25 protein-coding genes are annotated in these 26,485 nt (G+C 45.6%); 12 read left to right on the plus strand and 13 right to left on the minus strand.

The genetic code is table 11. The features are described 5' to 3' along the window. Nucleotides 1–25 precede the first annotated feature (25 nt). Nucleotides 26–244, plus strand: a complete 219-nt coding sequence (locus R7P36_RS06745) for a VF530 family DNA-binding protein (RefSeq protein ID WP_005374929.1) — start codon at nt 26–28, stop codon at nt 242–244. A 1,051-nt stretch (nt 245–1,295) separates the two neighbouring features. Here R7P36_RS06745 and R7P36_RS06750 read toward each other — a convergent pair. Further along, complete coding sequence (locus tag R7P36_RS06750; protein WP_005374933.1) at nt 1,296–1,748, minus strand: acyl-CoA thioesterase; 453 nt, start codon at nt 1,746–1,748, stop codon at nt 1,296–1,298. Nucleotides 1,749–1,958: 210 nt separating this feature from the next. On the opposite strand from R7P36_RS06750, the gene R7P36_RS06755 reads away from it, so the two are divergent. Both R7P36_RS06755 and R7P36_RS06760 read left to right on the plus strand, forming a co-directional pair. Continuing rightward, nucleotides 1,959–2,723, plus strand: a complete 765-nt coding sequence (locus R7P36_RS06755; protein WP_213899088.1) for a ferredoxin--NADP reductase — start codon at nt 1,959–1,961, stop codon at nt 2,721–2,723. 180 nt (nt 2,724–2,903) lie between these two features. Further along, nucleotides 2,904–3,350 carry an RDD family protein gene (locus R7P36_RS06760; protein WP_025768614.1) on the plus strand — a complete coding sequence of 149 codons (447 nt, stop codon included), beginning with the start codon at nt 2,904–2,906 and terminating at the stop codon, nt 3,348–3,350. 60 nt (nt 3,351–3,410) lie between these two features. On the opposite strand, the gene R7P36_RS06765 is transcribed toward R7P36_RS06760, so the two are convergent. From R7P36_RS06765 to R7P36_RS06810, 10 genes are all read right to left on the minus strand, one after another. Continuing rightward, nucleotides 3,411–4,082 (minus strand): DUF2057 domain-containing protein, encoded by a 672-nt coding sequence (locus R7P36_RS06765; protein WP_213899089.1) that lies wholly within the window; start codon nt 4,080–4,082, stop codon nt 3,411–3,413. A gap of 216 nt (nt 4,083–4,298) precedes the next feature. Continuing rightward, nucleotides 4,299–5,447 (minus strand): AI-2E family transporter, encoded by a 1,149-nt coding sequence (locus R7P36_RS06770; RefSeq protein WP_005386936.1) that lies wholly within the window; start codon nt 5,445–5,447, stop codon nt 4,299–4,301. After that, nucleotides 5,440–6,126, minus strand: a complete 687-nt coding sequence (locus R7P36_RS06775) for a potassium channel family protein (RefSeq protein ID WP_017634413.1) — start codon at nt 6,124–6,126, stop codon at nt 5,440–5,442. Before R7P36_RS06775 ends, R7P36_RS06770 begins: the two co-directional genes overlap by 8 nt. Before the next feature lie 16 nt (nt 6,127–6,142). Continuing rightward, nucleotides 6,143–7,033: an HlyD family secretion protein gene (locus tag R7P36_RS06780; protein WP_151515290.1), complete on the minus strand. Its 891-nt coding sequence runs from the start codon at nt 7,031–7,033 to the stop codon at nt 6,143–6,145. A gap of 12 nt (nt 7,034–7,045) precedes the next feature. Beyond that, a complete protein-coding gene (locus tag R7P36_RS06785; protein WP_005374946.1) occupies nt 7,046–7,249 on the minus strand; it encodes a DUF1656 domain-containing protein in 204 nt (67 codons plus the stop codon). Continuing rightward, complete coding sequence (locus R7P36_RS06790; protein ID WP_213899090.1) at nt 7,249–8,895, minus strand: TolC family protein; 1,647 nt, start codon at nt 8,893–8,895, stop codon at nt 7,249–7,251. The genes R7P36_RS06785 and R7P36_RS06790 overlap by 1 nt, the downstream gene beginning before the upstream one ends. 10 nt (nt 8,896–8,905) lie before the next feature. After that, entirely contained in the window at nt 8,906–11,080 is a 2,175-nt protein-coding gene (locus tag R7P36_RS06795) for an FUSC family protein (protein ID WP_191116023.1), read from the minus strand. Nucleotides 11,081–11,468: 388 nt separating this feature from the next. Next, nucleotides 11,469–12,338, minus strand: coding sequence for a DMT family transporter (locus R7P36_RS06800; protein WP_318122077.1), 870 nt, complete (start codon nt 12,336–12,338; stop codon nt 11,469–11,471). A 141-nt stretch (nt 12,339–12,479) separates the two neighbouring features. Further along, nucleotides 12,480–13,448: an HTH-type transcriptional regulator YidZ gene (yidZ, locus tag R7P36_RS06805; protein WP_213899092.1), complete on the minus strand. Its 969-nt coding sequence runs from the start codon at nt 13,446–13,448 to the stop codon at nt 12,480–12,482. Further along, nucleotides 13,423–14,613, minus strand: coding sequence for an MFS transporter (locus tag R7P36_RS06810; RefSeq protein WP_213899093.1), 1,191 nt, complete (start codon nt 14,611–14,613; stop codon nt 13,423–13,425). The genes yidZ and R7P36_RS06810 overlap by 26 nt, the downstream gene beginning before the upstream one ends. Nucleotides 14,614–14,745: 132 nt before the next feature. Between R7P36_RS06810 and R7P36_RS06815 the strand changes: the two genes are divergently transcribed. The 3 genes from R7P36_RS06815 (at nt 14,746) to R7P36_RS06825 (ending at nt 17,060) form a co-directional block, all read left to right on the plus strand. Continuing rightward, nucleotides 14,746–15,216 carry a GNAT family N-acetyltransferase gene (locus R7P36_RS06815; protein WP_005386917.1) on the plus strand — a complete coding sequence of 157 codons (471 nt, stop codon included), beginning with the start codon at nt 14,746–14,748 and terminating at the stop codon, nt 15,214–15,216. A 118-nt stretch (nt 15,217–15,334) separates the two neighbouring features. Next, nucleotides 15,335–16,417, plus strand: coding sequence for a type I restriction endonuclease (locus tag R7P36_RS06820; RefSeq protein ID WP_053303885.1), 1,083 nt, complete (start codon nt 15,335–15,337; stop codon nt 16,415–16,417). A gap of 184 nt (nt 16,418–16,601) precedes the next feature. Further along, entirely contained in the window at nt 16,602–17,060 is a 459-nt protein-coding gene (locus R7P36_RS06825; protein ID WP_318122079.1) for a GNAT family N-acetyltransferase, read from the plus strand. Nucleotides 17,061–17,094: 34 nt separating this feature from the next. On the opposite strand, the gene R7P36_RS06830 is transcribed toward R7P36_RS06825, so the two are convergent. After that, the gene (locus tag R7P36_RS06830) at nt 17,095–17,607 is read right to left on the minus strand and encodes a DUF2799 domain-containing protein (protein WP_017634421.1); all 513 of its coding nucleotides are present in this window, start codon (nt 17,605–17,607) and stop codon (nt 17,095–17,097) included. A gap of 259 nt (nt 17,608–17,866) precedes the next feature. Here R7P36_RS06830 and R7P36_RS06835 point away from each other — a divergent pair, with 259 nt between their 5' ends. From R7P36_RS06835 to R7P36_RS06850, 4 genes are all read left to right on the plus strand, one after another. Beyond that, entirely contained in the window at nt 17,867–18,577 is a 711-nt protein-coding gene (locus tag R7P36_RS06835; RefSeq protein WP_031781081.1) for a response regulator, read from the plus strand. After that, on the plus strand, nt 18,577–20,019 hold the full coding sequence (gene creC, locus R7P36_RS06840) for a two-component system sensor histidine kinase CreC (protein WP_213899147.1): 1,443 nt from the start codon (nt 18,577–18,579) through the stop codon (nt 20,017–20,019). Before R7P36_RS06835 ends, creC begins: the two co-directional genes overlap by 1 nt. Before the next feature lie 75 nt (nt 20,020–20,094). Further along, the gene (gene creD / locus R7P36_RS06845) at nt 20,095–21,435 is read left to right on the plus strand and encodes a cell envelope integrity protein CreD (RefSeq protein ID WP_213899094.1); all 1,341 of its coding nucleotides are present in this window, start codon (nt 20,095–20,097) and stop codon (nt 21,433–21,435) included. Continuing rightward, nucleotides 21,422–21,850 carry a DUF2809 domain-containing protein gene (locus tag R7P36_RS06850; protein WP_213899095.1) on the plus strand — a complete coding sequence of 143 codons (429 nt, stop codon included), beginning with the start codon at nt 21,422–21,424 and terminating at the stop codon, nt 21,848–21,850. The genes creD and R7P36_RS06850 overlap by 14 nt, the downstream gene beginning before the upstream one ends. Nucleotides 21,851–22,090: 240 nt before the next feature. Here R7P36_RS06850 and R7P36_RS06855 read toward each other — a convergent pair whose 3' ends face one another. Continuing rightward, nucleotides 22,091–22,765, minus strand: coding sequence for a fructose-6-phosphate aldolase (locus R7P36_RS06855; RefSeq protein ID WP_021707589.1), 675 nt, complete (start codon nt 22,763–22,765; stop codon nt 22,091–22,093). A 254-nt stretch (nt 22,766–23,019) separates the two neighbouring features. On the opposite strand from R7P36_RS06855, the gene R7P36_RS06860 reads away from it, so the two are divergent. Both R7P36_RS06860 and R7P36_RS06865 read left to right on the plus strand, forming a co-directional pair. Beyond that, a complete protein-coding gene (locus R7P36_RS06860; RefSeq protein ID WP_213899096.1) occupies nt 23,020–23,961 on the plus strand; it encodes a glycyl-radical enzyme activating protein in 942 nt (313 codons plus the stop codon). A gap of 2 nt (nt 23,962–23,963) precedes the next feature. Then, the gene (locus R7P36_RS06865) at nt 23,964–26,402 is read left to right on the plus strand and encodes a formate C-acetyltransferase/glycerol dehydratase family glycyl radical enzyme (RefSeq protein WP_213899097.1); all 2,439 of its coding nucleotides are present in this window, start codon (nt 23,964–23,966) and stop codon (nt 26,400–26,402) included. Nucleotides 26,403–26,485 lie beyond the last annotated feature (83 nt).

The following is a 26,485-nucleotide window of genomic DNA, read 5'->3' on the forward strand; positions in this document are numbered from 1 at the left end:
AACTTCACTTTACCGGATCAATAGCATGAGCCAACAGCAGCCGAATAACCCACTTCACGGGTTGAGTTTAGAGAAAATCGTCACCCGACTAGTTGAACACTTTGGTTGGAATGGCATGTATGAGCGCGTTCGTGTGAACTGTTTCAAGAAAGATCCTTCAATCAAATCGTCGCTGAAGTTCCTGCGTAAAACGCAATGGGCCAGAGATAAGGTGGAAGCGCTGTACATCGAGACATTCTGCTAACCGCTCTATGGTCTGCAGCAAGCGGCAAGCAGATTCTTAGCCTCGCTATGGCTCGCTAGAATGACGCAGCTTTTCTTATCGCGTAGGCCGGAAGAGTCGCGCTGCTGATGCGTCTCAAGCGAGATTTCGGATGGTCACTTAGGCTTGTCTGGAATCGCTTTTTTAGATGGTTTTGTAGAGGTCAGAGTCAAACTCGAACCGTCATTCTGAACCGCGAGGAACGAGCGTGAATCAGAATCTACCTTCAGATTGTATTGAGTTTATTCATGGTTCTATGGTCTGCAGCAAGCGGCAAGTAGATTCTTAGTCTCGCTATGGCTCGCTAGAATGACGCAGCTTTTCTTATCGCGTAGGCTGGAAGAGTCGCGCTGCTGATGCATCTCAAGCGAGATTTCGGATGGTCACTTAGGTTTGTCTGGAATCGCTTTTTTAGATGGTTTTGTAGAGCTCAGAGCCAAACTCGAACTGTTATTCTGAACCGAGAGGAACGAGCGTGATTCAGAATTTATCCTCAGATTGTATTGAGTTTATTCATGGTTCTATGGTCTGCAGCAAGCGGCAAGTAGATTCTTAGTCTCGCTAGAATGACGCAGCTTTTCTTATCGCGTAGGCTGGAAGAGTCGCTCTGCTGATACGTCTAAAGCGAGATTCCGAGTGACTCACTTAGGTTCTTCTGGAATCGCTTTTTTAGATGGTTTTGTAGAGGTCAGAGCCAAACTCGAACCGTCATTCTGAACAGCGAGGAACGAGCGTGATTCAGAATCTACCCTCAGATTGTATTGAGTTTATTCATGGCACTATGGTCTGCAGCAAGCGGTAAGTAGATTTTTAGTCTCGCTATGGCTCGCTAGAATGACGCAGCTTTTCTTATCGCGTAGGCTGGAAGAGTCGCGCTGCTGTTACGTTTAGCGAGGTTTCGAATGATTCACTTAGGCTCATTAGAATGACGCTAGTTTTCTTATTGCGTAAGTTGGAATGGTACCTCAGCATCATTCCCGATAGCGATGAAGAAGCGCTGTCGGGAACCTCGCCTTTAATCTCTCGTTTATTGCTACTCCAAATGATGCGTACTACCCACGGTTCCTTCCAAGTCTAAAATCGACTGGCGAACGTGATCTGGAATCGCAGCTTTAACGTTGTTCTTAAAATCAAACATCACACCAGTGGCGGTCGCGATGGTCGCAATTTTACCCCACTTCTTACTCAGCACTTGGTACTCCATCGTGATGCGATCTTCTTGCATGTCGATTACGCGAGAACCGACTAATAGCGTGTCTGGGTAAGTAACAGGCAATTTGTAGCGGCATTGAGTCTCGCTCAGTACTGGTCCAATTTGCGAGGTCTGCAGGTCGACCAGCAGGTTAATTTTGTTGAAGTAATCTAAACGTGCGGTCTCGAAGTAGCGAAAATAGACCACGTTATTAACGTGTTGCAGAGCATCCATTTCACCCCATGCGACTTTTATCTCTGTGATAACGGGAAAGTCCTTTAACAGTGTGTCCATTTTTATTGCTCCTTTTTCATCTGCTTTGCCACAAATTGCGACGCGACTTATCACTTTGAGCATTTATTCTAGATGTAATCATTTAATATGTAATAAAATTGTTTTTAAAATGTGAAATGAAATAGTGGTTTGATTATGTAAACTAGAAACTTTACATAATCGAGTTGAAGGCGTAAGTTTAACTAAGAGTAACCAGATAGGAGGTGTCTCATGATTGAACTCAAAGGTTTCAACCTCGCAAGAGTTGAGAAACGCATTGATTGGACAGGTGAGCTGTTCAGTTTGAGAATATCTGGCGCGCCTCTTTCATTTAAAGCTGGCCAATTCACCAAGCTTGCTTTGCTTGATGATGAAGGTAAGCCGATCAGCCGTGCTTACTCTGTGGTTAATGCGCCAAGCGAGCAATTCGATTGGTTGGAATTTCTAATAGTAGCCGACCCTCAAGGACAACTTTCTCCACGGCTCCAAAAGCTTAAATCTGGTGATAGCATTTATGTCGGTGTCACCGCACATGGCGATTTAATCCATGACTCTATTCCTAAACAGGCTCATGACCTGTGGCTGCTATCTACAGGTACGGGGATTGGACCGTTTTTATCGCTGCTGGATGATATAAACTTACCGCCTCACAATGAGCGCATTGTGCTGGTTCATGCCGTTCGTTTCGAAAAAGATCTGGTTTATAAATACCTAATTGAACAGCTTCAGCAACGATATGAAGGCAGATTAAAGTATATACCGATAGTCAGCAGGGAAGTGGTTGATGGTAAATTACAAGGCCGAATTCCTGAACTCATCGAATCGGGTTTACTGTCCAACGCCGCTGATGCGCCATTCTCAGCTCAGCGTAGCTTTGTCATGATGTGTGGGAATCCACAAATGATCAAAGATACCGCGCCCGTCTTACAAGAGCTAGGCTTGGAAAAGTATCGCCATCAAACAGGGGGAAATATCATTTACGAACGTTACTGGTAGCGTTTTGTTAAATTGATACGGTTATGCTCAAGATGTAATGATTACTTTTGAGATACGACCGCGATTTAGTATGTTCTTAGTTGAATATTATGTTGGCAATACCTAAACTGCGCTCACCATTGCGCGTCTGTACACTCAGTCATTCTCGCTTAACCAATTACATTGAGGTGACTGAAGTCCATGTATGCTTTTATCGCGAGCAAGCAACAGAGAATCATTGCTGGTTTTATCGACCTGCTCTTTACGATGGTGGTCGTGTTAATAATTGCATTGAGTATTAACTCTTTTCTTAACGACTTTCAGCTCTCTTTAGCAGATAACCTCACGCTTGTTCGTGAAACTCAGGCGTTTTACTTGCTTTCTTTACCAACGGTTTTAATGATCAACTGGAATGCATTGAGTCATGGGCAAACCATTGGTATGCGCATGATTGGTATTAAAGTTGTAATGAAAAATGATAGTAAGGCAACGAAAGTTACAGCAGGGTTAAGGCTTGTTATTAGCTACTTACTGGAGATGCTCATTCCGGGGATCCCGTTGGTAAATTTGGCATTGTTGTTCTTTCATCCGGAGCGACGTTTGTTGCATGACTTGATCGCCAATACTAAAGTTGTCCAAGTTTCCTAATTTTTTGATCGAAAAAGCCACGTGAAGTGGCTTTTTTAATATCGATAAAGTTAACCAGATTTACTGTTGATTAACATATTTCTTAAAGCGAGCTTTGGTTTCTGCGTCTGCTTTTTGGTACCAGAAGTGCAGCATCTCTTCAGCTGTCGAATCCGCTTTAACCGCAGTTGCTCTCACTTGCTTCATATCCGCAGGAACCTTTGCAGGAAGCGTGACTGGCTGCATAGTTGCTGCGCCAGCAAAAGCCACGGCTGCTGCACCGCCAGCTTGGTTATAATCTTCGATTTCACGTACGTAATCACGACCGATTTGCATACCCGGTTTGAGCAACTTGTCTTGGTCAACCGCGATTGCGTTGCCTGAATCATCAACCAGTTTCCAATCTAAGTCTTTGATCTTCTCTTCCGCATCACGTAGGTTGCGGTATTCTGGCATTTGTAGAGTGAGTTCGGCATTGGTTGCGTCAAATCGTGTAACGATAACATCGCTTTCAACACTTAAACGGTCATTACCTTGGTTGAAGTAAGGGGCGAAACGAAATACGACTTGGTTAAGGCCATCAGGTAACGTCAGTGTTCTTTCAGAGGCGAAAAAACCACCCGAAAGATCTGCTTTTTCACCGTTAGCCGCTAATACTGAAACGTTGTCAGGAACACTCACGGTTACATCGGCGAATGCCATGCCACTCATTGCGAGAGCAAGCGCACAAGCTAAAGGCTTGATCAATTTCATTGTTTTTATCCTAAGCAAATTAGTGGTCATCGAGAGTGCATCGTTCATTGCCCGATTGCAACTCCCAAGTGTAATAAGTATGAAAATTTAACAAGAACGTCATTTTTATCGCATTTATTACGACGAAACTGTGATCCAAATAGAATCAAACCGCTGAAATGCAGCGGTTTGATATCATAAGTTATAGATTAAATTTCTTTCTAACTTATTGATTTATTAAATACCAGCACCGTGTCCAGGTTCTGATTGGTCATCAGAAGCGTCTTGTTGTTCTGCCATTTCTTCTTGCTGTTGTGCTTTCTCAATGCTCAACCACCAAACAAATAACTCATACCAAATTGCTAGGATAACGGCACCTAAGAACAGACCAACGATGCCGTAGAAAAGCATACCACCGATGGCACCGAGCAGAATCACAGGCATTGGCACGTCGACGCCACGTCCCATTAACATTGGTTTGAACAGGTTTTCAGAAAGAGCCGCAACTACGACCCAAACAGTAAACATGGTTGCTGTTGAGGTGTCTTGGGTCATGTACATGAAGCCAATCACAGGTAGCACAGCGAGCAACGCCGGGAGCTGAGCGATACACAAGATCATTAGAAGCAGTGTGAGTAAACCTGCTGCGGGAACGCCAAATACGAAGAAACCAGCACCGATCAACAGTGCTTGAATCGCCGCTACACCGACTACGCCAAGCAGTACGCTTTTAATTGTCGCAGCGATAAGCGTGGTCCAGCTTTTTGCGTTTTCACCAGCGGTTCGAATCGCGATGGTTCTTAAGCCTGATGCTGCAGATTCAGAGTACGTCATGAAACCTGCTGCAATCGCAAGTGACAAGATTGAAAGCAGTAAACTTCCCAATACGCCCCCAAGTGTACCCAGTAAAGATGTGAGTCCTGCCTTTATTTGTGGCATAAAGGTTTGAATCGCTTGCTCAAGATTAGTAGCGAATAGGGTCCACACTTCGTAGAGCTTATCACCCACGATAGGCCAATCCGCTACGGAAGGTTTTGGCCCTGGTATTTTCACTTGTCCATTTTGTAGTACTTCAAGCGCGTGCGTTGCACCATCCACAATGGAGCCTGATACCATAACAAGTGGCGTGACAAGGAGGGCAATACCAAGTAAAGCAATGGTTGTGGCTGCCAGACCTCTGCGACCACCATATACACGCTGCAATTTTTGGGTAAGCGGCATTAAAGCGACGGCTATAATAGCGCCCCAAATAACCGGAAGGATGAAGGGTTTGATGATGTCGTACGTAAACATCAGCAAGACAAAGATCAAGCCAATGCGTATTGCCGATTCCACCATATTACTGATGAAAAGCTTACTGTCGATTTTTACCGATTGTTTATCCATTTTTGTTTACCTGATGATCAATGTTAGAACTGACGAGACTTGAAACAACAATCGCCATATAAAAAACACCTGTGATGGCCTCTAAATACACCACGACTTGAGCCAGTGGTGTTAGAGGACTAATGTCGCCATAACCGAGCGTGGTTAAGGTAACGAAACTGAAATACGCTGCATTGGAGAAGTTCTGCCCCCAAGAAATCGCTTCCATACCGGTAAAGGCTTCAGGCGAAAACTCAAGCAGAATGAGGTAGGCAATCGCCCACATCAGACCAAGCAGCAAGAAAAGCGCTACCGAGCCAATGACTTTGTTGCTGTTGACATGGCCGGTGAAAAGAATCTGTCTTGCGATGGATTTAAAAGTGCCGAAAAAGAACGCAAAGGTGAGGGCAAGCATCACCACATTCATCTCTCTGATGTCGAAAACGGTCTTGATCACAATCACAAGAACCCAAACACCAAACAGGCTGTAGAGGAAACGAGACCAGGTTTTGTCAAAGCGAAGGCTCGCAAAACAGACGATAAACGTCAGAACCGTGAAAGCCTGAAGTATGTGTTCAATCGTCCCTTCACCTACTACTTGTGCCATCGCACTCCCTAGCAACAAAATCACTAGCGCTAAGGTTAGATAGAAGAAGTTGTTTTCTTCATTAATGTTTTTGAGGTTTTTACCAATGACCATGGCTCTTCTCACTTAGTTATTGTTCACTGTCTGCGGATGACTCTTTCATCACCATGATGGACGCAGAAAGCCCGAATCGAAGATCAACATCTTCAGGAAGTTCTTGTAGGGAGATTCGCACCGGAATACGTTGTGCTAAGCGAATCCACTGAAAAACAGGGTTTACGTTTGGAAGAAGGTTGTAGCCGACCGTGCCGTCTTTGGGCGCAATACCCCAACCAATCGAGTCAACCGTCGCGTCAATTGGCGTGTCTGGGTGAGACATCAAAGTGACACGCGCTTGGCTGCCAGGTTCGATTTGCGCAAGTTGGTTTTCACGGAAGAAACCAAATACCCAAAAGCTGTTTTTGTCGATCAGTGCGAGCAGTGGTTGGTTTGCGACCGCTTGCGTACCGTTTCTAATATCGAGGTTAGATACAAAACCATCGACGGTCGCATAAACTTTGGTAAAGCTGAGGTTAAGGCGCGCTGACTTTAATTGCTCTTCTGCAGATTTGATTTGCAGTAGCGATTCTTCGTAAGCGATTTCACGACGAATCAGATCCTTGTGAGAAACCGCGCCGCGGTCTTTCGCGCGAATATCTTTAAGGCGGTCGTATTCGATTTTTTTACCGCGAGAGCTAACAATGGCGCGTTCTAGTGCCACATCGGCTTGAGACAAAGCAACTTCGTAAGTCGCAGGGTCGATTTCAAACAGTAAATCGCCTGTTTTCACTTCTTGGTTGTCTTGCACCGCGACATTTACAATTGGGCCTGATACGCGAGGAGCCACTTTGATGACGTTAGCACGCACTTGCCCATCTCGTGTCCATGGGTTATTAAAGTATTCCTCAAACTTTTGATAGCCGAGCCAAGCTGCGCCACCAAGAATGACAAGATTGAGTGCGATTACGAATAGTTTTTTCATCTTGTTTGGCACCTAAAATTGAATATAAAAGCTGTCGATGGCCACCACATAACCGACCATGATGGCAATAAACGTCAGAGACGGAAAAGCGATGAAGCGAGATAAACGTGTCTTGTTCAATATCATCACCGTTATCCACGTGGCCGTGACGGCGAGAAAGAGCACGAGTAGCGTAGGAGAAAAGTAAACGTCTCCCCAAGAAAGTTCATGAGGCATTAGAGATCCTCCGTTTTGTTTTCATCACTGGTCTCAGCCGGAGTTTCGAGGCGCAAAGGCGGCAATACGCGGTTTTCTTCATTTAAATAACCATCCCAGTCAGTTCGTTCTGTCATTTGCTTGGCAATAGATTCACTGAGGAAGGGTTTGCCTGTTTGGGTTTGCCAGCCTCCACCGAGGGCTTTATAGAGTGCGACAACTTGGTTCGCGACGTTCCCTTTGATCGTTGCGTAGCTGTCTTCCGCACGGGTCATTTTTTCAACCGAGTTAAGCAGACGTTCGAATGAAATTTGTCCGTTTTCGTACTGTGTCATGGATATGTTGAACGCACGAATGGAAGAGTTGACCGATTGCAAGCGTAAATCTTTTTGCTGCAAATACAGGTCGTACGCTTCGATTGCATTGGTGACTTCATTAACGGCTTGCAGTACCTTTTTGTTGTAGTTCGTCAGCGTTTCTTGGAAGCGAGCATCTTCGAAACGAATGTTATTTTTCACGCGTCCGTATTGGAAAATGTTCCAACTGAACGTTGGGCCAACCACCATGGTGAGCGAATCGCTAAAACTGAAACTGCTGCCATCGGGAACCGTACTGTCGATACCGATGGAACCGAACAACGAAAAGCTTGGGTACAGAGCGGTTTCTGCCACGCCAATATGCGCACTTTGCGCGCGAGCTTGCATCTCAGAGACTTGCAAATCCGGACGTCGCATCACTAAGTTAGCATCCACTTGCGTATCCAAAAGCGGTGGACGTGGCACAATGGAACGCTCGTCGGTGCCCGATAGCGCCGATTTTCTGCCCGTCGATTTGAACTGGGCTTCGTACTCAGCGATTTGCTTGTGCATCCCATCCGACTGTAGCAGTCGATCTACTTCTTCTGGTAACAGACCCAGTAGCAAAGCCAACACAGTACGTGATTGCTTCATTGCCACTTCGAGGCTCGGTAACGCTGCTTTGGTGGTGTAGAGTTGGTTTTTAGCTTGTTGAACGTCCAATTCTGTAACGTTGCCAGAGTCGAACTGCACCTGAGTAATACGTACGACACGCTCTTGAATCTCGATATTGCGGCGAGACAGCAAAATACGTTCTTGGAATGTGCGATAGTTGATGTAATTGCGCGCCACTTCGGCGGTTATGGTGACCATGATGTCGTGATACGATGCGATGGATGCGTAGTAACCCGCTTCTGCCGACTCAATTCCGCGAGCATACTTGCCCCAAACATCCATTTCCCAAGCAGCATCAAACGACAAAGTGGCGTTATTCACGCCCTGATCATTTACGTAGGCACGCGCTAGGTTTCCTGACACTGTTTGAACTTGTGGGTATTGCAAGCCAGTCGAAATACCAAGCAATGAACGTGCTTGAACAATTCGTAGCCCTGCGGCTTCTAAATCGAGGTTTTGTTTGCTCGCCAACTCAACCAGCTGATTAAGAGTTGAGTCATTAAATTGCTGCCACCATTGTTGTAGCTGTTGCTCTGATTGCTGCGTATCTTTGGCTGCTGCTTTTTGCACCGACCAGTCACTTGGCAGTGGCGCCTGCTTTGGATGAACATAATCTGGTCCTACCGTGGTACACGCACTGAGTCCGAGCAAAGAAAGTATGGCGAGGCTTGGTTTGGTTAGTTTTGGAAGCATCATATCCCCACCTTTAAAAACGCTTCTGTTGTAAGTTCACCCAATCGATATCCTCGTAGGTTTGCTTGCAATGCTTGATTGCTTCGAACACGTTCCGTTTTAAATTCAGCAAGATATAAAAACCGGCTATCTCTGAATAAGCGTAGTCAGATAAATCCAACTCACTAAAAAAATCTTCCAGTTTATCTTCGAATGTTTGGTAATCTTGACTGTATTGGTCGAATACGGAGTCGAGTTCTTGTGTTGCTTGATGGCTGGCTAAAGCGCCCGCCATCAAAGGAATGATGGAATCGCGGTGCTGTTGGCGAAGCTGAGTAATTAGTGGATTGGTCATCAACTTTTTCTCGGCGGCCATTAAGATGTTGATGTGATTACTGAGTACATCACACGCTTTGCTAAACGCGCCAATCGCTTCTGGCGTGGTTTTATCAAAGTGTTTGTGGTTGATTTTCGAACCCCAGACTTTGAGCTTTTTCGATGAGACATTGAGCGTCACCAAGTGTAAGGCCCGTTTGAGCGGCGTAATAACCGAGCTAGACTGCTGTTGATAGGTAGTGAACAGCTCTCGGGTATGTCGGAAGTAGCGTTCTTTTATGGTCAAAAAGAGGTGTTCTGGTCGTGAGCTAAACGGGAAGTAGTGCGCGAAAATAATCATGAACACCACCGTGTAGAACAACAGCATGATCGTCATGAGGATCCCGAAGTGATAAAACATGTTGTTGTCTAAACCGAGAACAAACAAGCCAATCATATAGAAAATCGTCACTGGCCCGTTAAACAGATAAAAACCGATAAAGGTGTAGATAAAGATAAACAGGCCAAGCTCTAACCCGAGATCCAATTGCGGAAGAATGAAGACGTAAGAAGGCACCGCGAACAAGAAGCCGAAAGTGAAAAGCACTAGCAACAAAATCGGGTGCACAGGCACGAACGACAGCAAAGACATAAACATGGTCGAGAAGACCACGAACGAGTAGCCGCCTGGTGGATTGAAATAAATCCAAATCAGTCCTGCAACCCAATAAGTGACAAAGGTTTTGACCGCGGTTTTAAAGTTTTCTGCGTCCCACCATAGAAACTTGCCTTTCGGTTTCGGCAGCGGCAGGTCAAAGGAGACATTGTTCGTCACAGAGTCAATGCAGCTAATGCTCTCCGCTAAACGCGACAAGTTTTGATGCATGAGCCCCAAGAGGTGCCCCAGCATAATCGCAGAGCCTTTCTCTAGGTGCGCTGCGTCTTCAAGTAACGCTTGGTTGTATTCGACTTTGAACTCTTGAGCACGAAAAGCGGGCTCTTTTTCGTCCCAGACTTGTTGGCAGGTATCAAATAGCGCGTCAATTTCCGCAACGGCTTGATCAAAGTTGCTGATGCTTTCACGGTCTTGCTGGTGGCTAAAGTGGCTGTGCGCCGCAACGGTCAATTGTTGCGTTACTTGCTTGTTCAAATGGACCGCCAAGCGCCACTCTTTCATGTAGGCCGACACGTCGCTGCATTCCACACTGACTGTGGCAAAACGCTGTTCGAGCGCATTTTGGGCGGCAAACATCTGTTCGATAAGAGAATCCACGCTAGGTTGTGGCTCTTCCGCTTCTGGATTTTCTTCGCCCTCTTCTTGAAGAGAGACTTGCCCTGCCGATTTTTGCTCGAAATTTTGCAAGATAGAGGTGAACAACGCGCGTTGTGCTTGGTTGAGTTGTTCGATGAGCTGTCTTAGGTTTTGTTCTGTTTTGGTCGGGAATAAGAAAGTCCCCACGAGTGTGTAAACCACCACCCCAAACACCGTCATATAGGCGCGGTCAACGCCATAAAGAAACGCACCTTCTGCGTCACCGCCATTGGACATCATCAACGTCATCACGCCGGTCAGCATGAGTAGCGTTGGATCTTTTTGATAGGCATTACGGAAGTAAAAAATGAATGAGACCACAACCGACACGCTCAACATGTACAGCAAGCGGTCTTGAGCAAACAATCCCACCAGTAACAAGCCAACGACGGCGCCAACCAACGTACCGAACACGCGTAAGGTACCTTTGGCGAGGGATTCACGACGACTGCCTGTGGATGCAATCAGCATCACTGTGGTTGCGGCCGTCGATGCTTGCGGCCAACCCATGGCAAACGGGATCAGATAAGCCAGAGTCAGGCTAAGCGATACTTTAATAGCGAATTTTATTTTGTCGTTCATAGTGTCAAAGTTTGCTCAGGCTTATCGTTATAAGTTGATGAATTTCTTATGTGAATAATCAGAATCTTGTTCTGAATAAATTCGGGGGGCGGAATATAGCGGGTGAAAAAGTGTGCTTTGTAAACCCTTTGTCAAAACAAAAAGTGCGTATTTGGCTTGATCTCGTGCTAGCCCTTGGCGTTATTGGTGAAACGCCTAAAACGAGCAAATTCGCGATCTGTGATGATTCTCACTTTGGAAACAAAATCGCTGCATTGTGTGAGCCAATTCTCACCTTATATTCTTCGCCTGGTACCAAAGCAGACCACTTGTACCATCTGCAATGAGCTTTACTGCTTTAAAAAGCATAGATGATGAATGGGTACTTGAGAGGGAAAGTTATTACTTTTTATCGGCTTGCCGATTGTTCGTTTGTTTTTTTGGATCGAGATAAAAAAACCAAAGCGATGCCACCAAGAATGATGCCGCTGGTTAAAAGAATATGCAGTGAAAGAGGCTCGTGGAGTACGACGGTGCCGAGTAGCAAAGCAATGGCTGGCACGGAAAGTTGGCTGACGGCGGCTTGAAGCAAAGAGAGCTTACGCATTACTTGATACCAAAGCGTATAACCAAGGCCAGAGGCCATGGCACCAGATGCGATAGCGAGCAACACTCCGTTCCAAGAAAGGTGGATTGAGGACAAGATTAATGGCGAAAGGAGCACGCCAATTATTGATGCAGCGATGAATCCCCACGTGATGCCACTACTTGGAGAAGGCGCTTGTCTACCGAGCGCAGTAAACGCAGCCCAACAAACGCCAGAAATCAACATAAGAAGTGCAGAGCTAATATCGGGGCGAGTGGCAGATGGCAACATCAACCAAACAAATCCAACAATTGAAAGGCCGATACCGATGATTTCGAGAAACTGAAAGCGCTCACCTTGCCACCAATAGATTGCCAATAACGTAAGTTGCACGGCACCAAACAAAAGCAAAGCACCTGTTCCTGTCGCCAGTTGTAAGTACGCGAAAGAGAAAAGGGCAGCGTAACCAAATAACGCCACGCCAGCAAAAAAGCGAAAGCGAGAAGTTGGCCGATCGGTTTTCCACTGACCTCTCACGACAAGCATTGCGATTAAGATAACAGCGCCGGATATCAATCGAACGAGCGTGAAGCTTCCTGCATCAATTAACCCTTCTGCCAAGGCAATTCGACACAATAATGAATTGGCAGCGAACGCCAGCATTGCAATAGCAGTGAGTAAGAAGGTCGACATCCTTGATCCTTAGCGTGTAAATGAGCAGCTAGTGTAGATCCAAAAGAACATTTTTATTAGTTGATAAAGTGATTAGTTATAGCTATCAGAGCAAGAAAGTCATTAAAAATAACCAGAGAAAACCTGACCTTAGCCTGAGTCTTACTGTGGTTGGGAAGGTTGTTTGTACAATGACTTAATGGTGTTTTTCAACCATAGCAATTTGGGATTGTACGCATTGCGTTTATGCCAAATCATGGTAAATGGAATCAGTAACTTGTCTTGTTGAGCTTGGTCTAATGGAATTGGCAAGCACACCAAATCGAGATGCAGCTTTTCTGTGTAACTTTTGCAATAGTGCGGCGCGGTGGTGATCATGTCATGCGTCGGCTGCGCTGCCATAAAAAGGGATTGCTCAAAGTTGGACATCGTCAGCCCGATAGAGCGCTGTAGCCCTAGTTCCGTTAATACTTCATCCAACGCCCAAGTTTCACTTTTTTCCCAAACAATATTGATGTGTTGGTAGCTCAGAAAGGTCTCGAGATTCCACTCTTGCTGTAATACCGGATGATCTTTATGTAAATACACCATCGGCAGGTCATAAAATAGAATCTCAAAATCCAAGAAATAAGGCAGAAGATCCAACGACTCTTTCGATCTAGGGTGACTTTCTCGGCCGGTAAAACCGATATCCGCCTCGCCTCGAATGATGGCGTCGAGTGAATCGTAATCCCAGTTACTGGTTTTTACTTTCGCTTCAGGGTATCGCTGGTGGATAGCGATGATGAGTCTGTCCAGCACTGTGAGCACTAATGGCGACTCAATCGTGATATCAAAACGCACTCCTTTAGGCGTAATATCGCTGCGTTTTTCTGCAATCTGGCTGCCAATTTGCAGCCATTCTGCAAGATCTTGCTCCATGCTTTGCGCCAAAGGCGTTGGCGCAAGACCTTTAGGTGTTTTGACAAACAAAGGATCATCGAACCAATGACGAAGTTTGTTGAGCGACTTACTTACGGTAGAGGGCGTAACGTTCAGCTTTTTCGAGGTTTTCGAGACGCTTTGCTCTTGCAACAATAATTGCAGAGTGAACAGTAAGTTTAAATCAAGTCGCGCTAGGGATTTCTTCATAATGGGTATCGTGAACAGGCTTTGGAATCAATAGTATTAGAGCAAGGCTGATTACGCTACCTAGCACTAAGATAAACACCAACATATTCAGTGCAGTAACGCCGATGAAACCCATAAACCAAATATAGAACGCGGAACTACAAACTTGAGCAATGCCCAGTAACGAGCTCGCCACGCCAGCTTGTTGAGAGAATGGGCTGAGCGCTTGGCTCATGGCCACGCCAAAGCCACAAGCGAAACCAGCGCAAATCAACCCAAGTCCGAACACATAGTAATGAGATTGTCCATCATGGAAATGGGCAGCACTGAGCACGATGCCTGCACAAGCGAGCAATACTTGAGAGGTGATCATTAAGGTTCGCTGCTTAAAAATCCCCAATGCCAATGGCGCAGAGAACGAAATCAACATACTGATCGTCGCAGTCCCCGCCATGATGGAAGAATAGCCACCGCGATCAAAACCAAGCATACTCATCACAACAATTGGTGAAGCGTTAACAAAGGTCAGGATGGTGGTCACTCCAAGTGCAGTAATGATCAGCCTACTGATAAAAAATCGCTCGAAGAACGTCTCTTGATGGCTCTCTGGCGTTGTCTGTTCTTCACCTTGTTGGCTGGGTAGTGATTCCTTGAGAACAAAAATGGCCAATACACTGACGAGAATGCCCATTCCTGCCATCGTGGTAAACAAACTCGGCCAAGGAAATTTCAGCATAATCAAGTGACCAATCACGGGTGCGATCACTGGAATGATACAGGTGATGCCATTGAGCATCGACAATACTTTCGCGCGGCGTTCATCGTCTAACGTGTCGCGTAAAATCGCGAATGCGACGACATAGCAAGATCCAGCCCCGATGCCTTGGCAAAAGCGAGCAATCAAGAAAGTGTTTGGTTGCTCAGCCATCCCGCCGAGAAAAGACGCGAGCACGAAGATCATCGCGCCGACGACGGCAACAGGCTTTCGTCCCACAGAGTCTGCAATTTTCCCCGCGAATAACATGGTGGTAGCCATGCCAGCTAAATAGATCGAAAACGCAATATGCAACTGAGATTCACTGGCGTTGAGATCTGACGCAATTTGAGGCAAACCAACAAGATACAAATCAATGGCAGTAGGGTAGAGTAAAACGAGTGCAAAACTACAAAGTAAAAAACGGGACATGGAAACCTCTCTATCGAATGGCGAGGATAATAGAGTGCTAAACGTTTGCCTGCGAGTGGGAAATACGACACTAGGTATTTCTATTTACGACATACCCTGTATGAATTGAGCATAAAAACAACAAGGAAGATTATGATTACTATTGAAAAGTATTCGCCTGAGCGACATGAACAAACTTGCGAACTTAGCGTGCTAGAAGAGCAATCGCAGTTTACGGTCGCGGATGTGGGTGAAATGCTTACGCGTCTTGAACCTACAGAACTTCCGCATCTGATTTTGACAGACGATGATGTGGTTGGCTTTTTTCTATTTGATGCAGCTTACAGTGAGAAATACGATTTTTGCCCGAAAAACAGCTTAGGCGTACGTGCTTTGCTGGTGGATCACCGTCATCAAGGCAAAGGCATCGCCAAGCAAGCCATTCAACAGTTTGCCGATTTCGCCAAACGCCATTATCCCGAGTTTGATGCGCTTTATCTCACCGTGAATTGCCGCAACATACCTGCTTATCAGTGCTATTTAAAATCAGGGTTTGAAGATACCAATGAGCTTTACCACGGCGGCCCCGTTGGACCGCAGCACATTATGAGACAACCGCTTTAAGTTCGCTGTTGGGTGAGTGTTTGCATATGGCATTCAAACTTTTAACTACACAACATTTTAAGATACCAGTGTCATATATACTTTAAGTGTTTAAATGAACAATATGATGGAGTGTATTATGGATTTTATAGAACGAGTTCAAGCTCTTTCCAAAAAAATTCCCCAAGTATCAGCGAGTTTAGCTACAGAAGAAGCAACAAAAAACGCATTAGTAATGCCATTTTTGCACTCTGTATTAGGTTATGATGTCTTTAATCCAAATGAGGTTATCCCTGAGTTTACTGCTGACATTGCTACTAAGAAGGGAGAAAAAGTAGATTACGCGCTCATTAAAGATGGGGTTGTACAAATTCTTATCGAGTGTAAAAAATTTGGTGAGCCATTGGCCACTAAACATGCTAATCAATTGTTTCGGTATTTTTCAGTAACCAATGCACGTATTGCGATTTTAACTAATGGATCTGAATATCAGTTTTTTACGGACTTAGACGCTCCAAATAAAATGGATGAAAAGCCGTTTTTGACTTTGGATCTTGCCAATCTTGATGAGCACGTAATTCCCGAAGTGAAAAAGCTTACAAAGTCTTCTTTTGATGTTGAGTCTGTAGTTGATGCTGCCGGTGAACTCAAGTACCTCAATCAAATTAAAAAAGCACTTCATGAACAGTTTCAGAACCCTGAAGAGGAGTTTGTAAAATTCTTTACTTCAAAAGTGTACGATGGCGTCCAAACCGCAAAAGTCAAAGCACAGTTCATGGATATTACAACGAAGGCCCTAAAACAATTCTTGAACGACAGCATTAATGCTCGATTGAAATCTGCAATTGGTGGAGATGATAAAGCACCGATCAAGGTAGACGATAGCGTTAACACCTTTGAAGAATCCGTCGAACCTGCTCAAGATAAACCCAAAGTTCAAACGACAGATGAAGAGATCGAGGGTTTTAATGTAGTTAAGGCGATATTGCGACAACAAGTTGATGTACAGCGAGTGTGCGCCCGTGATACGCAAAGTTATTTTGGTATCCTGCTTGATGACAACAATCGGAAGCCATTATGTCGCCTTTGGTTCAATACCAAACAAAAGTACATTGGCCTCTTTGATGAAGCTAAAACAGAAACCCGCCATCCAATCGACTCGATTGACGATATTTTCAAATTTAGTGAGCAGTTACAAAGTACGCCAGAACTTTACGAATAGGCTTACATAGAAATGCAAATGAAGCTCCAACACATGATGTTTTGATATCTGTGCTGGGGCTTTTCTATTATTCAATCGCCTTAGTTTTGTACAAACCTAGGTATCTTTGAGTTTTGGGATGGACATTTAATTTTAAAACATATACTTAAGGTGACTTAGATAGTTAAAAGCCAAGGATGGAAAGATGAGAATTGAAATCGACAATTTAGAACGGCCGCAAGTGATTACGCTGTTGGAAGGACATTTACAGGACATGTACGCCACGTCACCACCAGAAAGCGTGCATGCGTTAGATTTAGATAAGCTCAAAGCGCCAGAAGTGACATTTTGGACCGGATGGAAAGGTGAGCAACTGCTTGGGTGTGCGGCGATTAAAGAGTTGGATGACCAACACGCGGAGCTGAAATCCATGCGCACCACGCCTACGGCAAGAAACCAAGGTGTGGCATCTCAATTATTGATTCATGTGATTGAGCAAGCGAAGCAAAAAGGTTTGCAGCGCTTGAGTTTAGAAACGGGCTCGATGGAGTTTTTTAAACCAGCGCGCCTGTTGTATGAAAAGCATGGCTTTGTGTACTGCGAGCCGTTCGGGGATTACGAACTCGATCCGAACAGTCAATTCATGACCCTAGAACTGAGCTAGGGCCATGAATTTTTAGAAGCTAAATCCAATCGATTTAGAAATTCAGATTCAAGTTGATGGTTGGCGACAAGAGGCTTGAACGCTCGTCAGCCAATCGCTTTCTCTTCTCTTTCAGTCTCTTGGCATTATCTTTGTCTGGATTGCCATCAAGCTGATTATCGATGACCGAGATTTCAGTATCGATTTGTTGGATGCGTTGCTGGCGTTGATATTCTTGATGACCTAACTGGTAGTTCTCAATAAACTCTTTGCTGCTGCATACACCGTAATATTCTTTGCCTTCGATACCGACAGTGTACCCATTGTCTGGTGAGCAATATTGGATAGTGCCTTTATCAAAGCCTTCTTTCCATTTCGCTCGGTCGGGTATCACACCCGCTTCACCACAGTCTTCGGTATAGCTATTGATAATGCTTGGATCGTTGCCGTCTCGGCCATCTTGATAACCTACGTTGTACCAGTTTGCCGTTTTGCACTCATCCGGAGACATGCTAGCGCAACCTGAGAGCAAAGTCAGTAAAGCCAGGGGGATTAGCGCTCTTTTCATCAGTGACTGTCCTTTAAATAAAATCGAATTGATAACTTGAGTTTAAAATGAACACTGTTCATATCAATGGTTGAAATCATTGTATCCACAATTGTGGTGACTCATTAATCTAAGTGATAAATTTATTATGCTGAATAGAAGTGTGTTTGATTAGTATTATCCACGAACTGCGCCTTTGCTGCATCAATCCACTAGCCTTGGCCCCAAATTAAGTGATAATACCAACATAAAGATAAACACCGTCAATGAGGCTAAGACATTGAGCGAACAACCCACCGTCCTTATTATCGAGGATGAATCTGCTATCGCAGAGAACCTGATTCATGTATTAGAGATGGATGGCTACCACGCAGAGTGGTTTGCAACGGCAGGAGAGGGCTTGGCCTTTTTGCAGCATAACTCTGCAGCGTTACTTGTCTTAGACGTAGGCTTACCGGATGGCAATGGTTTTGAATTATGCAAAACCATCCGTGAGTTTTCTGATATTCCCATTATCTTTCTCACTGCAAGAAGCGATGAAATTGACCGCGTAGTGGGCTTGGAGATTGGCGCAGATGATTACGTGACTAAGCCATTTAGCCCGCGTGAAATGTTGGCTCGTATTAAACTTCGAATCAAAGCCAAAATGCCGATGATGGAGCACAAACCAGAGCCTGTGGCTGTTCCAGAACAACCTCATTTGAACCACGATTTAGTTGCGCAGAACTTCGACTACGGTGTTGGCGGGCAAATGCTTGGGCTGACCGCGGTGGAGTTCAAGATCCTCGATAAACTGATTTCCGTCTCTTCCAATGTATTGAGCCGAGAGCAGCTTATGGTCGCGGCAGACATGGCTCCAGAGGCTGCATATGAGCGTAATATCGATACCCATATCAAAGCTATTCGCCATAAGTTGAAGCCGTTTGAGATGTCTGAACGCATCTGTACCAAGCGTGGCTTTGGTTACTTCTACTGCATTAAAGGTGAATGATGAATCGCTGGCCGAAGATCCCGCTTGGACTCAGACTGTTTTTTCTCTACTTCATCTTAGTCGGAATGACGGCTTACATGGTGAGCAAAACTGTCGTCCAAGAACTTAAGCCAACCGTACGTCAAACTACCGAAGAGACGCTGGTGGATATGGCGAACTTGCTTGCGGTATTGGCAGAAGAAGATGTTGCAAACGGAAAGTTGTCTGAGAGTCGTTTCTCCAAACTACTAGCGGCTTATGGGCAGCGAGAACCTCAAGCGCGCATTTGGGAAATCGGCAAAAAAGCGATTAACCATCGAATTTACATCACCGATAAACAAGGCATTGTGATTGCGGATTCTTGGCAGCAAGACGTAGGCAAAGACTACTCGCAATGGAACGATGTATATCTCACGTTGCGTGGTCAATACGGCGCGCGCAGTACCATCGAAGACCCGAAAGATCCGCTCTCAACCGTTATGCATGTTGCTGCGCCCATTTATCACAAAGGCGAAATCATTGGCAGCGTGACGGTGGCAAAATCCAATCGCTCAGTACAACCCTTCATCGATCTTTCTAAACGCAATGTGTTGTTTTGGATGGTGTGGATGAGTGGTTTAGTGCTATTGGCAGGGGCATTGTTTGCTTGGCGAATTCACTCGGCACTGAACAAGCTAGAAGACTACGCGACCAAAATGGGTGAGGGTGAAAAGGTCTCTAAGCCGACATTTCGTATCTTTTATGAGTACGGCACGCTAAGCGACGCATTAGAGAAAATGCGCAATCAGCTCGATGGTAAACAATATGTGGAAGAGTACGTACAGACGCTGACTCATGAGCTGAAAAGCCCGTTATCAGCGATTAAAGGCGCGAGTGAAATATTGCAAATGCCGTTGCCTGAAGAAAAGGTCGCGCGCTTTGCTGGCAACATTGAGCGAGAAAGCGACCGCATGCAGTCATTGATTGATAAGTTGCTAGAACTTGCTCGTCTTGAAAAGCGCCCTGAGCTAGAACAAGTCGAAGCTATCTCGCTAAAACAAATGGTCAATGAAGTGGTTGAATCGGCGGATGCGCGCTTGAGTGCTAAGTCGGTCACTGCCAACATCCAAATTGATGACCATCTCGCCGTGCTTGGTGATGTCTTCTTACTGAAACAAGCCGTTTTTAACCTGATGGACAATGCGCTGGATTTTGTTGATTCAGAGGGATGCATTGAATGGAAAGCTGAGGTCACAAAAGAGAAGGTGTGCTTGTCGATTTTCAATTCAGGTCCTCACATTCCTGATTATGCGATGCCTCGTTTGACCGAGCGCTTTTATTCCCTCGCTCGGAAAAATGGTGTTAAGAGCACTGGGCTTGGGCTGAATTTTGTTGAGCAAGTGATCAAGCTACACAAGGGTAAGTTGCAAGTCGAAAACGTCGATTCTGGCGTGAAAGTGACCCTGATTTTACCAACTCCATAGAAACTCCACATTAGCTCCATTCGTTCTCCAAATTGCTGATTTAGATTACTCCCATCAGCAAATGGAGAATGAAACATGAAAAAGATCCTCAATAACCAACTCGGCACGAAGTTCGCCTTCGTGCTGTTTTTGTTTGTCTTATTGCAAATCCCGCTTTCAATGGTCACAGGGCTGATCTCAGAGCGCTCATATCGCCAAGATGAAGTCAGAAACGACATCGCACGCAGCAGCAGCGGTGAACAGCGCATCATTGGTCCATTCATCATGGTTAACTACACCGAAACCAGTTACCGAGATGACAAAGTACAGATTAAAGAGCGTCGTAAATTTCTTTTACCTAGCACTTTTGATATGAGCGCGAATCTGGACAGTTTTGAAAAGTACCGAGGCATTTACCGCGCGCGTTTATACAAAGCACAAGTGGCACTGAAAGGCGCTTTTGATGCAGACGATCTCGCGGCGTTGCAGGGGCTTGATATTGAAAACATGAGCCTAGTGGTTGGCATTGAAGACAGCCGTGGATTGATTCGTTTGGATGACATGACCATGGCGAGTGCTGACATCGAAGTCGCACCGGGAACGGGGTTAAATCAGTTGCCACAAGGCTTCCACAGTGATCTGACACTTGCAGACCTAAACGCAGAACAACCTTTGGCATTCGATCTTAACTTCTTGCTGCAAGGTATGGGTCAGCTTCAAGTCACACCAATCGGCAGTCAAACAACGGTTGAACTCTCTTCAACTTGGGCACATCCAAGCTTTATTGGTGATTACTTACCGGTGTCGTCAGAGGTATCTGAAGATGGATTTAACGCGCAATGGGCGAGCAACAACTTCTCAACCAATATCGCGCAGCTGTTCCAAAGCTGTTTGTCATCGAATCATGCTTGTCACGAGCTTGAACAGCGACAAATGGGCGTAGATTTGATTGATCCCGTGGACCACTATTTGAAATCCCACCGAGCTGTGAACTATTCACTGTTGGTTATTACATTAGTATTTGCGAGTTTCTTCTTGCTGGAGCTGTTCCAAGCGCGTCCGGTTCACCCAGTGCAATACGGTTTTATTGGTCTGGCTTTAGCGCTTTTCTATCTGTTGTTGATTTCGATGAGTGAACATCTGGGCTTTAACTGGGCATATGTGGTGTCGGCAGTCGCATCGACGGGGCTTTTAAGTGTGTACGTGAGCGGTATGTTGAGCAACACCAAACACGGCGCGATATTTGGAGCGTGTTTGCTCACTCTCTACGGATTGTTGTTTGGATTGCTACAAGCAGAGAGCTACGCGTTGGTCATGGGGGCATTACTGTGTTTCGCGATTTTGAGCTTCACTATGGTCATTACACGCAACATCGACTGGTACGCACGAAATAAGAAAGCAGAAGAAAGCGCAAAGGCGAATCATGAAGATGTTTAAACGAGCAATTCTCACTGGTCAGCCAAGCGATATAGTGGAAGAGACGTCCGCTATCCACCAGCGATTTTCTGCAAAAAATGGACTCAAAAGCTTGGTGTGTTTTATCGCATTGGTCGTTATCGCGCTCTTTGTTCGAGACAGCTTTATTCGTCCGACATTTGGTGATGTTCTCGTTGTGGTTTGGCTCTACTACTTTCTTGCAAGTATGTTCTCTATGCCCGTTAACTGGCTGGTTTCATTGGTGGTGTTGATTGCGTTTGCCGTCGAGTTGGGGCAATTGTTTCAGGTCGCAGCTTGGCTTGGTATCGAATCTTCATCGCCTCTGGCTGTAATTTTGGGTGCCACATTTGATTGGAAAGATCTGCTGGCTTACTGCATCGGAGGTCTACTGTGTTGGTGGATGGAAAAGAAATGAAAAACGAGATGAAAGCCATTGCGCTACCAAACCGACTCCGCCATTCCAAACGAGGTATTCGTAAAAGGATCAAAATCAGTTTACTAAAGCGCGTGTACCTTTGGTCACTGACCAATAGAGAACTGCTGTAAACCTCACCTCTTTATATGAAATACAAAAGGGAATCTTAAACTCACCGGCGCACAAGGTGAGTTAAGACTCCCTTTATTATTCATTGAGACGTCTAGCTGCTACTTTTAATTAGCTTTCAAATGAAAGCTTGTCGCCGAACGTCTCTTTCCAGTCTTTATCGAACTGTTCAACCGCCGGTTTTACTGCTGGGTGAGCGAACATTTGTGCCGCCACATCGGTTGGCAATGTAATGGCTTCGATGCCCAGTTTCATCACTTCCATCGCTTGTTGAGTGTTCTTGAAGCTGGCTGCCAAAATCTTCGCTGGTAGTTGGTTCTGATCGAGCAACAATTGAAGATCCGCGACCACTTCAACACCGTTGCCGTTCATCGCATCAATGCGGTTTACGTAAGGCGCTAGGTAGTCTGCACCGCACAGTGCTGCAAGGAACCCTTGTTGAGCTGAATAGATAGCGGTAGCAAGAACCTGAATTCCCTCTTTTTTCATTAGCTTAATTGCTGCTAAGCCGGTTTCTGTTGCTGGCACTTTTACCACCATGTCGTAAGGCAATTCATTCAGTTGGCGTGCTTCTGCCACCATGCCTTCGACGGTTGAACTCACAACTTGAGCATGAAAGCGAGGTGTACCACCAAGTGCTTCTTGCATGCCTGCTAGGGTTTCATTCAGTCCCTGTTTTGACTTCGCCAAAATGCTTGGGTTTGTCGTCACGCCTTTTAGCGGTAGGCACTGGTTAAAGCGTTTTACTTCTGCCACATCAGCAGTATCTAAATAAAGTTCAATCATGGTTTCTACCTTAAACAAAATCTTCGTTTTGATGATGGGATCACTATAGATCTGACAATCGAACGAGATCTTGATTTTGATCAATTGAAATTTCATTTGAAACTATAATAATTTCATTAAATGAAAGTTAAGTGAAACTTGTAAACGCTCAAATGAAGCTTTCAGTTCGAACAAAGAAAAGCCGCTGATAAGACTTAACCAGCAAGAAACGGATTAAGTACACAGCGGTAGCACAGACCAAGAGGCAAGCAGAGATGTATTTCAATATTCAACGATTCTCTACCCATGATGGCGATGGCATTCGTTCCATTCTTTTTCTTAAAGGATGCAGCTTGTCTTGCCCTTGGTGTCAAAACCCAGAAAGCCGCAGCGAAAAGCATTCACTGCTGTTTGATCAGCGAAGCTGCATGGAAGGTTGCCAACTGTGCGTTTCTGCTTATCAAGCCACAACTCAATCTACAGCGGGTAGTGAAACGGTGGGTGATGGTATTCAACGTATCGACAACCAGATCATCATCAATCGCAAAGCCATCAAAGAAGACCAACTGATCGCGCTGCGAGACGTCTGTCCTACGCAAGCACTGACTGTCTGCGGTGAAGAGGCGAAATCAGACATGCTGTTCGACACCTTAATGAAAGACAAACCTTTCTACGACCAAAGCCAAGGTGGTGTGACCTTCTCCGGTGGTGAGCCACTCATGCAAGCGGATTTGGTAGCAGAACTCGCACAGCGTCTGCATGACAACCAAGTCTCTACCGCTATTGAATCGTGCATGCATGTGCCGTGGAAGAACGTCGAAAAAGCCGCGCCGCATATTGATTGCTGGTTGGCGGATTTAAAACATACCGATGAAGAGAAGTTTCTTAGCTGGGCGAAAGGTTCACTAAAACGCATCAAAGACAATTTCCGAAAACTGGCACCTATCGCGAAACGCATTGTGATTCGCGTTCCCGTTGTGCCGGGGTTCAATGACACCATCGAAGAGTTGAAAGACATCATCGATTTTGCGGCTTCACTAGAAAGCTGCCAAGAACTTCACTTGCTGCCGTACCACACGCTCGGCATCAATAAATACCGTTTGCTCGATATGCCTTACGAGTGTTCTGACAAGCCATTAAACAAACCAGAACTGCTAGAAAGCGCCATGCAATACGCAAGCGAAAACACCCAACTTAACGTGATTGTAAGAGGTTAACTATGGACCTGAATTACCTTCCTGAGCGTATCAAAGCGCACAAATCGGCACTGGTAAATATCGTAACGCCACCTGTCTGTACCGAGCGTGCAGAGGCATACACTCGTGCTTATCAAGCGAACGAAGACAAACCTGTAATTGTCCAACGTGCGCTAGCACTGCAAGAGCACTTACGCACTCGTACGATTTGGATTAAGCATGATGAGTTGATCGTCGGTAACCAAGCGAGCAAAGTGCGCGCTGCGCCTATTTTCCCAGAATACACAGTGCGTTGGATTGAAGCGGAAATTGATGAGCTAGCCGACCGTCCTGGTGCAGGCTTTGCGGTCACTGAAGAAGATAAGCAAAGCATCCACAGCATCACACCGTATTGGCGTGGTAAAACAGTTCAAGACCGTTGTTATGGCTTGTTTACTGATGAGCAGCAAGAAATCTTAGCCAGCACCATCATTAAAGCCGAAGGCAACATGACTTCGGGTGACGCGCACCTTGCGGTGGATAACGAGAAAATCTTGAAGCTAGGCATGAACGGCTTGCTAGAGGATGTTCGTCAGCACCGTGCTAAAAATGATGTTTCGACCTTTGAAGGCTTGAAGAAAGAGCAGTTCTACAAATCGGTCGAAATCGTACTGCTTGCGATTCAAGATCATATGGTGAGCTACGCTGAATTGGCGGCAAAAATGGCGTTAGAAGAGAAACGCCCGCTGCGCAAAGCTGAGTTAGAAAGCATTGCGGCAAACTGTCGTCATGTAGCAAGTCACGCACCAGAAAACTTCTGGCAAGCACTGCAATTGAGCTACTTTGTTCAATTGATGCTACAAATCGAATCGAACGGTCACTCGGTTTCTTTCGGTCGTATGGACCAATTCCTCAACGAGTTTTATGTTCGCGATATCGAAAACGACGCGATTGAAAAAGACTTTGCACTAGAGCTTTTACAAAGCTGCTGGTTGAAGCTGCTTGAAGTAAACAAGATTCGCTCTGGCGCGCACTCAAAAGCCTCCGCAGGTTCTCCGCTGTATCAAAACGTGTGTATCGGTGGTCAGAAGTTGAATGAAAAGGGTGAGCCTGAAGACGCAGTGAATCCACTTTCTTGGGCGATTCTCGAATCTTGTGGTCAGTTACGTTCGACGCAACCTAACTTGAGTGTGCGCTACCACGAAGGTTTGAACCAAGAGTTCTTAATGGGTTGTATTGAAGTGATTAAGTGCGGCTTCGGTATGCCAGCGTTCAACAACGATGAGATTGTTATTCCTGAATTCATCAAGCTTGGTGTAGAGAAAGAAGACGCTTACAACTACGCATCTATCGGCTGTATCGAGACGGCGGTTCCGGGCAAATGGGGTTACCGTTGCACGGGCATGAGCTTCATTAACTTCGCTCGTATCCTGCTCGCTTCATTGAACGAAGGTGTGGATGCAACAACGGGTAAAGCCTTCTTGCCGCACGATAAGTCATTAGCAAAAGGCAACTTTGAGAACTTTGAGCAAGTGACGGCTTCTTGGGCAGAGCAAATCCGCTACTACACCCGTAAATCGATTGAGATTGATACAGTAGTCGACAGCGTACTTGAACAGCAAGCTCAAGACATCTTCTGTTCAACGCTGGTGGATGACTGTTTGGCTCGCGGTAAAACCGTGAAAGAAGGTGGCGCGAAATACGATTGGGTATCTGGCTTACAAGTCGGTATCGCAAACTTAGGTAATAGCCTAGCAGCTATCAAGCACCTTGTTTTCGATGATGCGCAAATCACTCAGCCCCTTATCTCACAACAACAGCTAGCAAAAGCATTGGCAGAAGATTTCGACGGCATGGAGAACGAACAGCTTCGCCAACGTCTTATCAACTTTGCACCAAAATACGGTAACGATGATGACGCGGTAGACCAACTGCTCGCAGACGCGTACCAAGTGTACATTGATGAGCTAGAGCAGTTTGTTAATACGCGTCATGGGCGTGGTCCAATTGGCGGCGGTTACTACGCAGGTACATCAAGTATCTCGGCAAATGTCCCATTCGGTGCTTCAACCATGGCAACGCCAGACGGTCGTAAAGCGAAAACGCCATTGGCAGAAGGTGCAAGCCCGTCATCTGGCTCAGACCGTTTAGGTCCAACGGCTGTGTACAATTCGGTCGGTAAGATCCAAGCAAATAAGATCCTTGGTGGCGTACTGCTTAATCAGAAGTTAAGCCCGGCAGCGGTTGAGTCTGAAGGGGATAAACTCAAGCTTTCTATGTTGATTCGTACCTTCTTCAACCACCACAAAGGTTGGCACGTGCAGTACAACATCGTCTCTCGCGAGACCTTGCTAGCAGCGAAGAAGAACCCTGAACAATATCGTGATCTGGTTGTGCGAGTTGCAGGCTACTCAGCCTTCTTCACCGCGCTATCACCAGATGCGCAAGACGACATCATCGCACGTACTGAGCACGAGCTGTAAGTTCACTCACTAAGTAAAGAAAAAGGCACCGATTGGTGCCTTTCGTTTGAATACTTAATCCGCAAATGACTATACCTGAACGC

Origin of the sequence: Vibrio sp. 397, from assembly GCF_033339395.1 — a bacterium.
Taxonomy (GTDB): domain Bacteria; phylum Pseudomonadota; class Gammaproteobacteria; order Enterobacterales; family Vibrionaceae; genus Vibrio; species Vibrio alginolyticus.